10 protein-coding genes are annotated in these 12,504 nt (G+C 65.2%); 4 read left to right on the top strand and 6 right to left on the bottom strand.

From position 1 onward, the window contains the following. The first annotated feature begins 38 nt into the window (after positions 1–38). Positions 39–2,618, top strand: a complete 2,580-nt coding sequence (clpB, locus tag ACO056_RS18055; protein ID WP_421849528.1) for an ATP-dependent chaperone ClpB — start codon at positions 39–41, stop codon at positions 2,616–2,618. A gap of 123 nt (positions 2,619–2,741) precedes the next feature. Here clpB and ACO056_RS18050 read toward each other — a convergent pair whose 3' ends face one another. The 6 genes from ACO056_RS18050 to ACO056_RS18025 all read right to left on the bottom strand — a co-directional run bounded on the left by ACO056_RS18050 (position 2,742) and on the right by ACO056_RS18025 (position 9,061). After that, positions 2,742–3,557, bottom strand: coding sequence for a rhodanese-related sulfurtransferase (locus ACO056_RS18050; protein WP_421849525.1), 816 nt, complete (start codon positions 3,555–3,557; stop codon positions 2,742–2,744). A 63-nt stretch (positions 3,558–3,620) separates the two neighbouring features. After that, on the bottom strand, positions 3,621–4,160 hold the full coding sequence (locus tag ACO056_RS18045) for a lipocalin-like domain-containing protein (RefSeq protein WP_421849521.1): 540 nt from the start codon (positions 4,158–4,160) through the stop codon (positions 3,621–3,623). A 180-nt stretch (positions 4,161–4,340) separates the two neighbouring features. After that, the gene (locus tag ACO056_RS18040) at positions 4,341–5,417 is read right to left on the bottom strand and encodes a phosphotransferase family protein (protein ID WP_421849518.1); all 1,077 of its coding nucleotides are present in this window, start codon (positions 5,415–5,417) and stop codon (positions 4,341–4,343) included. Between the two features lie 176 nt (positions 5,418–5,593). Beyond that, a complete protein-coding gene (locus ACO056_RS18035; protein ID WP_421849515.1) occupies positions 5,594–6,685 on the bottom strand; it encodes a Zn-dependent alcohol dehydrogenase in 1,092 nt (363 codons plus the stop codon). 140 nt (positions 6,686–6,825) lie between these two features. Then, positions 6,826–8,115, bottom strand: coding sequence for an acyl-CoA dehydrogenase family protein (locus tag ACO056_RS18030; RefSeq protein WP_421849512.1), 1,290 nt, complete (start codon positions 8,113–8,115; stop codon positions 6,826–6,828). A gap of 94 nt (positions 8,116–8,209) precedes the next feature. Next, complete coding sequence (locus tag ACO056_RS18025) at positions 8,210–9,061, bottom strand: SDR family NAD(P)-dependent oxidoreductase (RefSeq protein ID WP_421849508.1); 852 nt, start codon at positions 9,059–9,061, stop codon at positions 8,210–8,212. A gap of 186 nt (positions 9,062–9,247) precedes the next feature. Here ACO056_RS18025 and ACO056_RS18020 point away from each other — a divergent pair, with 186 nt between their 5' ends. The 3 genes from ACO056_RS18020 (at position 9,248) to ACO056_RS18010 (ending at position 12,499) form a co-directional block, all read left to right on the top strand. Next, positions 9,248–10,408, top strand: coding sequence for an acyl-CoA dehydrogenase family protein (locus ACO056_RS18020; protein ID WP_421849505.1), 1,161 nt, complete (start codon positions 9,248–9,250; stop codon positions 10,406–10,408). Positions 10,409–10,547: 139 nt separating this feature from the next. After that, the gene (locus ACO056_RS18015) at positions 10,548–11,687 is read left to right on the top strand and encodes an acyl-CoA dehydrogenase family protein (RefSeq protein ID WP_421849501.1); all 1,140 of its coding nucleotides are present in this window, start codon (positions 10,548–10,550) and stop codon (positions 11,685–11,687) included. An 11-nt stretch (positions 11,688–11,698) separates the two neighbouring features. Beyond that, positions 11,699–12,499 (top strand): SDR family oxidoreductase, encoded by an 801-nt coding sequence (locus tag ACO056_RS18010; protein WP_421849498.1) that lies wholly within the window; start codon positions 11,699–11,701, stop codon positions 12,497–12,499. Positions 12,500–12,504: the final 5 nt, after the last annotated feature.

The following is a 12,504-nucleotide window of genomic DNA, read 5'->3' as shown; positions in this document are numbered from 1 at the left end:
ACACACTACCTTTGGGTCATCAGGAGGAAATCCAACCCATGAACCTCGAGAAATTCACCGATCGCGCCAAGGGCTTTCTGCAGGCGGCGCAAACCGTTGCCATCCGCAACAGCCATCAGCGGATCGCGCCCGAACATGTGCTGAAAGCCTTGCTGGAAGACAGCGAGGGCATGGCATCGGGGCTGATCCAGCGCGCCGGGGGCACGGCTTCCGTTGCGCTGGCCGAAGTGGACAAGGCGCTGGCCAGGATCCCGGCCGTTTCGGGCGGCGGGGCGCAAGCGACCCCCGGGCTCGACAACGATGCCGTGCGCGTGCTCGACGCGGCCGAGCAGATCGCGGCGAAGAGCGGCGATGCCTATGTGACCGTCGAGCGCATGCTGGTGGCGCTCACGCTGGCGACCACGACTGCAGCAGGGCAGGCGCTCAAGACCGCGAACGTGACGGCGCAGTCGCTGGAAGCAGCGATTACCGCGCTGCGCGGCGGCCGCACGGCAGACAGTGCCGGGGCGGAGAATGCCTATGAGGCGATGAAGAAGTATGCCCGCGACCTCACCGAAGCGGCGCGCGAAGGCAAGCTCGACCCCGTGATCGGGCGCGACGAGGAAATCCGGCGTACGATCCAGATCCTCGCGCGGCGGACCAAGAACAATCCGGCGCTGATCGGCGAACCCGGCGTGGGCAAGACCGCGATTGCGGAAGGGCTCGCCATCCGCATCGCCAATGGCGACGTGCCCGACAGCCTGAAAGACCGGAGGCTGATGTCGCTCGACATGGGCAGCCTGATTGCGGGCGCGAAGTATCGCGGCGAGTTCGAGGAGCGGCTGAAGGCCGTGCTCGACGAAGTGAAGGGCGCCGAGGGCGAGATCATCCTGTTCATCGACGAGATGCACACGCTGATCGGCGCCGGCAAATCGGAAGGCGCGATGGATGCGGGCAACCTGCTGAAGCCGGCGCTGGCGCGCGGCGAGCTGCATTGCATCGGCGCGACGACGCTCGACGAGTACCAGAAGTATGTCGAGAAGGACCCCGCGTTGCAGCGGCGGTTCCAGCCGGTGTTCGTGGGTGAGCCGACCGTGGAGGACACGATCTCGATCCTCCGGGGCCTCAAGGAGAAGTACGAGCTGCACCACGGCGTGCGGATCACCGATGGCGCGATTGTCGCGGCGGCGACGCTTTCCAACCGCTACATCGCGGACCGCTTCCTGCCCGACAAGGCGATCGACCTGATGGACGAAGCCGCCAGCCGGCTGCGCATGGAAGTGGAGAGCAAACCGGAGGAAATCGAGAACCTCGACCGGCGGATCATCCAGCTGAAGATCGAGGAAATGGCGCTCGCCAAGGAGAGCGACTCTGCCTCGAAGGACCGGCTGGCCGCGCTGCGCGAGGAGCTTGCCAATCTGGAGCAGCAATCGAGCGAGCTCACCACGCGCTGGCAGAACGAGCGCGACAAGATCGCCGCCGAGGGGAAGCTCAAGGAAGCGCTCGATGCGGCGCGGATCGAGCTGGAGCAGGCGCAGCGGCAGGGCGATCTCGGCAAGGCGGGTGAGCTGGCCTATGGCCGGATTCCCGAGCTCGAGAAGCAGCTGGCCGAGGCGCAGGGCATGGCGGAAAACGCGCTTCTGCGCGAGGAAGTGACTGCGGACGATATTGCCGGGGTGGTCAGCCGCTGGACCGGGGTGCCGGTCGAGCGGATGCTGCAGGGCGAGCGCGAGAAGCTGCTGAAGATGGAAGAGACCATCGGCAAGCGGGTGATCGGACAGCGCGATGCGGTGGTCGCTGTGTCCAAGGCGGTGCGGCGTGCGCGGGCAGGGCTGCAGGACCCGAACCGGCCGCTGGGCTCGTTCCTGTTCCTTGGCCCCACGGGCGTCGGCAAGACCGAACTGACCAAGGCGCTCGCGGGCTTCCTGTTCGACGACGACAACGCGATGGTGCGCATCGACATGTCCGAGTTCATGGAGAAGCATTCCGTGAGCCGGCTGATCGGCGCGCCTCCGGGCTATGTCGGGTATGATGAAGGCGGCGTGCTGACCGAGGCGGTGCGGCGGCGGCCCTATCAGGTCGTGCTGTTCGACGAGGTGGAGAAGGCGCACCAGGACGTGTTCAACGTGCTGCTGCAAGTGCTCGACGATGGCCGCCTGACCGATGGGCAGGGCCGCGTGGTGGACTTCACCAACACGCTGATCGTGCTGACGTCGAACCTCGGCAGCCAGTACCTCGCGAACCTTGAGGAAGGGCAGGACGTATCGGTTGTCGAGCCGCAGGTGATGGACGTGGTGCGCGCGCACTTCCGGCCGGAGTTCCTCAACCGGCTGGACGAGATCATCCTGTTCCACCGCCTGGGCCACGAGCACATGGCACCGATCGTCGATCTGCAGGTAGCGCGGGTGCAGGCGCTGCTGAAGGACCGCAAGATCGTGATCGACCTGACCGATGCCGCAAAGCGCTGGCTGGGCCGGGTGGGCTACGATCCGGTCTATGGCGCAAGGCCGCTGAAGCGCGCGGTGCAGCGCTACGTGCAGGATCCGCTGGCCGAGCGGCTGCTGGGGGGCGAAGTGCCCGATGGCAGCACGGTGCGGATTGATGAGGGTGACGGCGCGCTGACGTTTGTGGTGGAGTGAAGCGAGGTAGATTGGATCGCGCAGAGGCGCGGAGGCGCTGAGAAGAAGGAAGGATTGAAGGCGGCTGCGCCGCAGGCTTCGACCTTTCTCTGCGTCTCTGCGCCTCTGCGCCTCTGCGCGAAATCATTCTTCGCTAGTGCACGCCTCGCAGCTTTCGCCTGACGGCACCGCGCGGCCGCAGGTGCGGCAGAGCGTATGCTCGCCCTCGGCGAGGCCGTGGCCCAGCGCGACGCGTTCGTCGAACACGAAGCATTCGCCATGCCACAGGCTTTGCTCGGCGGGCACGTCTTCGAGGTAGCGCAGGATGCCGCCCTGGAGGTGGTAGACCTCCTCGATGCCTTCGGCCTTGAGGAAGGCGGTCGATTTCTCGCAGCGGATGCCGCCGGTGCAGAACATCGCGACTTTGCGGGGTTTGCCTTTGCCGAGTAGCCATTCACGCTCGCGCCGGAACCAGCCGGGGAACTCGCTGAAGCTGCGCGTTTCTGGATTGATGGCGCCCGGGAAGGTGCCGATGGCGACTTCGTAGGCATTGCGCGTGTCGATCACGATGGTTTCGGGATCGGTGATCAGCGCGTTCCAATCGTGCGCAGCGACGTAAGTGCCGACACTGGCGAGGGGATCGATGTCCGGCTCGCCCATGGTGACGATCTCGCGCTTGATCCGCACTTTCATGCGGCCGAAGGGCATGGCGGGGGCGGCGGAATACTTCACATCGAGATCGGCGCAGCCGGGGAGTTGGCGGATATGATTGAGGACGCTGGCGATGCCATCCTCGCTGCCAGCGATGGTGCCGTTGATGCCTTCGCGGGCGAGCAGGAGCGTGCCCTTGATGGCTTGCGCTGCGCAGAGCGCGAGAAGCGGCGCGCGCAGAGACGCCGGGTCATCGAAGCGGGCGAAGCGATAGAGCGCGGCGACGGTGAGGGGGGCGGGCTGGGGCATGGCGCGTTGCGGTAGTGGATTGCTTGCCGTGGGCAAGGCCCATTACGCGTGCAGCCCCCTCAATCAGATGCGAACGCGCTTCCAATGCAGGCGGTTGTAGTGCCCATCCGCAGACACGTTTTTGTCGGCTGTCGTGCGGATCGTGAGGATATCGCCCGAGATTGAAAAGCGGCGCTCATAGACGAGCCCGGGACCTGTCGGATCCAGCGAGGCCTCACAATGATGGCGCACGATTCCGGCAGCTTCGTCGACATCATAGGTCCCGAAATAAGCCTCGTAGGTGTCGAGGAACGGCAAGCGCTGTGCGTCTGGTACCCGGTCGAAGGGTGTGGCGGGATCAAGCGTTGCGCGGGCGCTGGCAATCTGCACGGCAACGATGCGCTCGGGCGTATAGATGATCGTGCCCTTGTAGGGGCCTTTGCGCCCGTCCAGATCTAATTCCCGGCCGTCGGCCAGCACCGTTGCGGCATCGAGCAGCCGCCATACACCAACCAGCGGAAGGCCGGGTGCAGACGCCGCAGTAGGTGCTGCAAGCCCCGGCGTGGCCAGCAGGCCAGCCATACCGCCAAACATCGCTGATCCGAAAACACGCCGATCCATCATTGCGGCTGCCCTTTTTTCACGCCTGCGAACAGGATGAGTATGGGCAGCACTTCAACGGATCAATGTGGTTGCACCAGATCGGATGGATGGCGCGCAAAGGGGCGATGTGGTGGAGGCATTCGCGGCGGTCTTACCCCTCCGTCAGCCCTTCGGGCTGAACTAGCTCGGGGAGGAATTGGCTCACGCCCCCGCCTTCACCGCGTATTCCCACGCTTTATCCGCCAGTGGGCCGACGCGGTCGGACATGGTCTTGGCGTGGGCGCTGCTGGCGGTGCCGTCGAGGTAGCGCTTCTTGATGCCCTGGATGATGCCGGCGAGGCGGAAGTAGTTGTAGGCGAGGTACCAGTCCATGCCGGCGATGACGTCGCTGCTCGTCTTTTCGCAGTAGCGGGCGACGACTTCGTCAAGCTCGGGGATGCCGAGGGCTGCGCGGTCGAGGTCCATGACACCCGAGCGGCCGCCGTTTTCGGTCGACCACGCCATCGCGAAGTAGGTGAAATCGGCGAGGGGATCGCCGAGGGTGGAGAGTTCCCAATCGAGCACCGCGAGCGGCTTGGGCGCACCGTGGGCGAAGATCATGTTGTCGATGCGGTAATCGCCGTGGACGACGCTGGTGCGGGTCTGTTCGGGGAGCGTGCGCGGGAGCCATTCGATGAGGCGTTCCATCGTCTCCATGTGCTCGGTTTCCGATAGGCGGTACTGCTTGGTCCAGCGATCGACCTGGCGGCCGAAGTAATTGCCGGGCTTGCCGAAATCGCTGAGGCCGACAGCATCGACATCGACGCTGTGGAGCTGGGCGAGCGTATCGACCATGGCGAAGTAGGTGGCGCGGCGGTCTTCGGGGGTCGCGCCGGGCATCGCGCCGTCCCAGATGGTGCGGCCATCGACGCAGCCCATGACATAGAACCAGCTGCCGGCGACTTCGTCATCGGTGCACAGGCCATATTGCGGGGCGACCGGGAAGCCGGTGGGGGCCAGCGCTGCCTGCACCTTGTATTCTCGGTCCACCGCATGGGCGCTGGGGAGCAGCTTGCCATAGGGCTTGCGGCGCAGCACGTAGGGGCCTGAGGGCGCGTCGATCCGGTAGGTGGGGTTGGACTGGCCGCCCTTGAACTTCGAGACCGTGAGCGGGCCTTGAAAGCCCGCCACGTTGGCTTCGAACCATGGGGTGAGCTTGCCTTCGTCAAGCTTGTCCGCGCCTTCGGGGGCGACGGTGCCGGTGAAGGCGGCCTGGGCGTCGATGGCAGGTTCAGTCATTGGCGCTTTCCCGTTTGAGACATCTGCACTTCGGCCGCCCCACACCCGTCTGCCCTGAGCTTGTCGAAGGGGTGTTCTTTCCTTTGAGCGATGCGCTTGGCCGCAAAAGAAGGACAGTCCTTCGACAAGCTCAGGATGGGCGGGGTTTGGGGGGGGGGCTAATTTCGTTGGTCAGATCACTGGCCGAACACGATGACCGAGCGGGCGGCGTGGCCACCCTTCATCTTCTCGAAGCCTTCGTTGATGCTTTCGAGGGGAATGCGCTCGGCGATGATCGTGTCGAGATCGAGCAGACCGCGCATGTAGAAATCAACGAGGCGGGGGAGATCGACCGGGAAGTGGTTGCCGCCCATGATCGCGCCCTGCAGCTTCTTGCCCGAGAGCAAGTCGATCGCGGAGAGGCCGACTTTGTGGTTCAGCGGCATCATGCCGAGGATCGTGGCGGTGCCGCCGCGGCGCAGCGAAGCGACGGCGAGATCGCCCGAGGCGGGGCGACCAACGGCTTCGATGGCGTGGTGAACGCCGCCCTTGGTCATTTCCTGGATCTGTTTGGCGGCATCGGGATCAAGCGCATCGACGACGTCCGTCGCGCCGAGCTTGATCGCGAGTTCGCGCTTTTCGGGCATCGGATCGGCGGCGATGATGCGGCCTGCACCGGCGATCTTGGCCGCGTTGATCGTGGCGAGGCCGACGCCGCCGCAGCCGATCACCGCGACAGTCTCGCCCGGAGTGACCTTGCAGGCGTTGAAGATCGTGCCCGCGCCAGTGGTAACGGCGCAGCCGATGACGGCGGCGCGGTCCAGTGGCATTTCGGGATTGATCGCGACGCAGGCGTGTTCGTGGATGAGCATCATTTCGGCAAAGGCCGAGAGATTGAGCATCTGGTTGACCATGCTGCCATCGCTCGAACGGGTGAGGCGCGGGGCCTCGCCGGGACGGCGGCGGGTATCGCCGCCGAGGCAGAGCGACATGCGACCCGTGACGCAGAATTCGCAGTGGCCGCAGAAGGCCGAAAGACAGGTGACGACAGCATCGCCCTTCTTGACCGTGCGGACCTCGCTGCCGACTTCCTCGACGATGCCGGCGGCTTCGTGCCCGCCGACGCAGGGCATCGGATGCGGGTAGGTTCCCTCAATGAAGTGCAGGTCCGAATGGCACAGGCCGCAGGCGACGGTGCGGATCAGGACTTCGTGCGGGCCGGGCTTCGACACGGTGAGCTGGTCGATGACGAGCGGGCTGCCGGCTTTTTCGAGGATGGCGGCTTTCATTGTCATATTCTCCGACTGTGCGGCTCCTCCCCCGTGAGGGGGAGGCTGGGTGGGGGCGTACTGCCTTGCCGAGACGCCGAACGCCCCTCCCCGGCCCTCCCCTCACGGGGAGGGGGAAGGCCGGAGCGGGTCTGATCGCTTCAGCGCGAGATTGCCATGTCGCCCGAGGTGAAGCCCGGGTCGCTCGGCAGATCGGTGTGGCGGGCATATTCGATGCGCGCGACGGCGCGGGCGTGGACTTCGTCCGGACCGTCCGCCAGGCGCAGCGTGCGCTGGTGGGCGTAGGCTTCGGCGAGGCCGAAATCTTCCGAAACGCCGCCGCCGCCGTGGGCCTGAATCGCATCATCGATGATGCGCAGCGCCATGTTGGGGGCCTGCACCTTGATCATCGCGATTTCGAGCGCGGCGGCCTTGTTGCCGACCTTGTCCATCATGTCTGCGGCCTTGAGGCAGAGCAGGCGAGTCATCTCGATATCGATGCGGGCGCGGGCGATGCGCTCTTCCCACACCGACTGCTCGGAAATCCGCTTGCCGAAGGCGACGCGCGACTGGAGGCGGCGGGCCATCTTGGCGAGCGCTTCCTCGGCAACGCCGATCGTGCGCATGCAGTGGTGGATGCGGCCCGGCCCGAGGCGGCCTTGCGCGATCTCGAACCCGCGGCCTTCGCCGAGCACGACGTTGGAGACGGGGACGCGGACGTTTTCGAGCAGGACTTCCATGTGGCCGTGCGGCGCATCATCATAGCCGAACACGGGGAGGTGGCGCAGGATGTTAACGCCCGGCGCGTCCATCGGAACGAGCACCTGCGACTGCTGCGCGTGGCGCTTGGCCGAGGTATCGGTCTTGCCCATGACGATAGCGATCTTGCAGCGCGGATCGCCGAGGCCTGAGGACCACCACTTGCGGCCGTTGATGACGTATTCATCGCCTTCACGCACCATCCGGGTTTCGATGTTGGTCGCGTCCGACGAGGCGACGAGCGGCTCGGTCATCAGGAAGGCGGAGCGAATCTCGCCGTTCATCAGCGGGCGCAGCCACTGCTCCTTCTGTTCGGCCGTGCCGTAGCGGTGGAACACTTCCATGTTGCCGGTATCGGGGGCGGAGCAATTGAACACTTCGCTGGCCCAGCCGATGCGGCCCATTTCCTCGGCGCAGAGCGCGTATTCGAGGTTGGTGAGGCCGGGGCCTTCGAATTCGAACGTTTCATCGACATGGTGGTGGCCGCCGTTGCGCGGAGGCATGAACAGGTTCCAGATGCCGGCGGCCTTGGCCCTGGCCTTCTCTTCCTCGACCACCTGCAGCACTTTCCAGCGTCCACCGCTGGCCTGCTCGGCCTTGTAGTCCCTGTGGCGCGGGCGGACATTGGTCTCGATGAAATCGCGGACGCGATTGCGCCAGTAGACCTGCCGCTCGGTGGGTTCGAAATCCATGTTTGCTCTCCTGCGGTGCGGGTGTGTGGCACCGCTCTTGTTTGTTGATTTAATCTGTCGGTTAAACCTTGCGCCAGATCAAGCGCCAGTTTCGTCAGGCAGCTGCTTCGGCCGCCGCTTTCATCTGGCGCAGCGCTTCGAACAGATCAGGCACTTCGGGATCCCACGAATGGCGCGGGCCGATGGTGAGGCCGCCATCGACGATGATCGAGGTGCCGTTCACGAAGCTCGCCGCTTCGCTGCACAGGTAGAGCACGGCTTCGGCGATGTCGCTCGGCTGGCCGCCGCGTGCGACGGGCTGGGCGGCCTGGCTCATCATCGCGATCGCGCCCTTGGCCTGCGCCTCGAGTTCGGCAGGGACTTCGAGCGAGGTGGTGAAGATGTTGGTGTTGATGAAGCCGGGCTGGACGGCGTTCACGCGGATCTGGTGGCGGGCAAGATCGGCGGCGCTGGTCTTGGTCAGGTGGAGCACGCCCGCCTTGGCGACAGCGTAGGCGTTTGGCGAGTAGCCGGGTCCGACCGCAGCGACCGAGGACGTGTTGACGATGGCAGCGCCCTTGCGCCCGATCATGTGCGGGACGGCATAGCGTATGCCGAACGCGACCGAGCGCAGCAGGAGGTGCATCGTGCGGTCCCAGCCTTCGGGCTCGATCTCGTCGATCCTGGCCATGTCTCCGCCTGCCCCGGCGTTGTTGAACACGGCGTCGATCCCGCCGGTTTCGGCAGCGGCGCGGTCCATCAGGGCCTTGATGTCCTCGCAGTTGCAGACGTCGCAGCGCACGGTGTGGACTTCGCCGTTGGATTCGGCGGCGGTGGCGGCAAGGCCGGCTTCATCGATATCGGCGGCATAGACTTTCGCGCCTTCGGCGGCGAACTGGATCGCGGTGGCGCGACCGATGCCCGATGCCGCGCCGGTGACGACGACGGTCTTGTTGTGGAATCGCATGGGAACCTCTCCGTGGTTTTGATTTTGGCGCGAGCTTAGGCCCAAGCGTCCCTTCGTCAATGCCGATCGGCTTTACGCTACGGCATGCGCCAATGGCGCGGATTGGCGGAAAACCGTGCTGAAATCGGTGCTTGCCAGCGTGCTGCGAGTCGCCTTAACCTCTCGATTAAGAGAGGAGCATAAGCGATGGCTGACCTGGAGACCTTCCGCGCGGAAATCCGCGCGTGGATCGAGGCGAACTGCCCGGAAGAGATGCGCCGGCCCGTGCAGGGCGAGGACGACATCTGCTGGGGCGGGCGCAATTTCGTGTTCAAAAGCGCGGCGCAGAAGGCCTGGATGGAGGTCTGCGCGGCCAAGGGCTACACGGTGCCGGACTGGCCCAAGGCTTATGGCGGCGCGGGGATGAGCCCGGCGGAAGCGAAGGTGTGGCGCGAGGAACTGACCCGCGCCGGGGCGCGGCCGCCGCTTTCGAGCTTCGGCATCTGGATGCTGGGCCCCGCGCTTTTGAAGTTTGGCACCGAAGAGCAGAAAGTGCTCTATCTGAACCAGATCGCGCGCGGCGAGATCCGCTGGTGCCAGGGCTATTCGGAGCCGGGTTCGGGGTCCGATCTCGTCAGCTTGCAGACTTACGGCGAGGACAAGGGCGACCATTGGGTCGTCAACGGCCAGAAGATCTGGACCTCCTATGCCGACAAGGCCGACTGGATTTTCTGCCTCGTCCGCACCGACAAGACCAATGTCTACCAGGGGATTTCGTTCCTGCTGTTCGACATGACGACGCCGGGCGTGACGACCAAGCCGATCAAGCTGATCAGCGGCAGTTCCCCCTTCTGTGAGACGTTCTTCGACAACGTGGTGGCGCCCAAGCACCAGATTGTCGGCCAGCTTAATCGGGGCTGGGACGTGGCCAAGTACCTCCTGGGCCATGAGCGCGAGATGATCTCGGGCGCGGGCGGCGGCGAGCAGACGAGCACGATCGGCAAAGTGCTGGCGCGGGGCGGGCTCGATGAGCCGATGCTGCGCGCGGAGCTGGCACAGTTCGATATCGATGCGCTGTCCTTCGCCGCAATGGGCGAGAAGTTCCTCGACGAGATCAAGGTCGGCAAGGCGCATCCGGCGCAGCCCAACATGATGAAATACGCCGGGACCGAGCTCAACAAGCGGCGGCACGAACTGCTGATGGCAGCTGGCGGAAGCACCGCGCTCGAGTGGGATAGCGAGGAAACGCGCGGCGGCGCGCCGGCGCGTTCGTGGCTGCGCACCAAGGCCAATTCGATCGAGGGCGGGACGAGCGAGGTCATGCTCAACGTTGTCGCCAAGCGCATTCTCGAACTGCCGGGGGCCTGACACGCAATCCTCCCGCCAACCGCTCATGCCGAGCTTGTCGAAGCATCTGGCCCGGCCGTGGTGCCGGCACCCTTCGACAGGCTCAGGGTGAGCGGAGGGGGGAGATATTCTCGAATTTCTATGGCTCAGGAGCAAATCCATGCCGCTGTATTATAATGAAGATCAGGCCATGCTGGCCGATTCTGTCACCGGCTTCATGGCCGATGAGGGCGGGATCAAGAAGCAGCTGCGCCACTGGCGCGACATCAATTGCAAGGACGGCTTCGGCCACGGCCTGTGGAAGCAGTTTGCCGAGATGGGCCTTACCGGCATGCTCGCGGCGGAAGCCGATGGTGGGCTTGCGATGGGGCATGTCGAGGCGGGGATCGTGCTCGCCGAGATCGGGCGGAACCTGACGCCTTCGCCGTTCCTCACCACCGCGGTGATGGGCGTGACGGCGCTGTCCGAGGCATCGGACGAGCTGCGCGGGCGCTGGCTGCCCGGGGTGATTGCGGGCGAGACGGTGCTTGCCATGGCGATCGACGAGGGCGCGAAGCACAAGCCCGAGAAGATTGCCTGCCGCGCGGAGCGCGCAGGGAATGGTTTCCGGCTGACGGGTGCCAAGGACTTCGTGGTCCAAGGCACTTCGGCCGATGCGCTGATCGTTGCGGCGCGCACATCGGGGAGCGACAGCGATGCGGACGGCGTGACGCTGTTTGCGGTGCCCAAGGACGCGGCGGGCATCGGGCACACTGCGGTGCGGCTGGTTGACAGTTCGATGGCGAGCCATGTCCGCTTCGACGGGGTGGAGCTCGATGGTTCGACCGTGATCGGCGAAGTCGATGGCGGGCGCGGGCTATTGAACAAGGTGCTGAGCGCGGGGCGCATCGGCGCGGCGGCGGAGCAGACGGGCGTAGGCAGCGGGGCCTTCGCGATGACCACGACGTATCTCAAGACGCGCAAGCAGTTCGGCAAGCTGATCGGCGAATTCCAGGCGCTGCAGCACCGGGCGGCGCACCTCTATTCCGAGCTCGAGATTGCCGAGGCCGTGGTGCTGAAGGCGCAGCAGCTGCTCGATGGCGGGTCTGAGCGGGCGGAGCTGATGGTTTCGGTGGCCAAGGCCAAGGCGGCGCGCGTGTGCAATCTGGCGGTGCGCGAGGGCGTGCAGATGCACGGCGGCGTGGGCATGACCGACGAATACGACATCGGGCTCTACATGAAGCGCGAGCGCGCGCTGACCGAGTTCATGGGCGATGCGAATTATCATGCCGAGCGCGTTGCGCAGCTCAGCGGCTATTGAGGAACAGACAGATGGATTTTGCCAAGCTTTTCAGCCTTGAGGGCCGCGTTGCGGTGGTGACGGGCGGTTCGCGCGGTATCGGGCGGATGATTGCCGAGGGCTTCATCGCGGCGGGCTGCGAGCGGGTCTACATCACGGCGCGCAAGGCCGCAGTGGTTGAGGAAACCGCCGCCGAACTGGGCCCCAAGTGCATCGCTCTCCCGGGCGATATCTCGTCGTTCGCGGGGATCGAGGCGCTGGCCGAGGACCTTGCCCAGCGCGAGAGCCATATCGACATTCTGGTGAACAACGCCGGCGTGGCCTGGGGTGCGGAGTTCGATGATTTCCCGGAGATGGGCTGGGACAAGGTGATGAACCTCAACGTCAAGACGCCCTTCTTCCTCACGCAGAAGTTGCACGGCCTGCTGAAGGCGGGAGCGGTCCATCAGGCGGCCAAGGTGATCAACATCGCCTCGATCGATGGCCTGCGCGTCAACCCCTGGGAAACCTACAGCTATCAGGCTTCGAAGGCGGCGCTGGTGCACCTGACGCGGCGCATGGCGGCGCGGCTGGTCAAGGACAACATCATCGTCAACGCGATCTGCCCGGGTGCGTTTGCCTCGGAAATGAACAAGGCGGCGGCGAAGAACCCCGAAGCTTCGGCGCGCGGCATTCCGCTCAAGCGTATCGGCAACCTGGAGGATATGGCAGGCGGCGCGATCTTCCTTGCGAGCCGGGCGGGTGACTATGTGATCGGCACGCCGCTGCCGATCGATGGCGGCATCGTGAATGCCTATATCCCGGAAAATCACATCAACCCGCTGGGGGAGTAAGGCCG

This window comes from Novosphingobium sp. (genome assembly GCF_965228995.1).
Lineage (GTDB): Bacteria > Pseudomonadota > Alphaproteobacteria > Sphingomonadales > Sphingomonadaceae > Novosphingobium.
The sequence above is the reverse complement of the archived record's forward strand: the minus strand, read 5'-3'. Positions and strand labels throughout refer to the sequence as shown.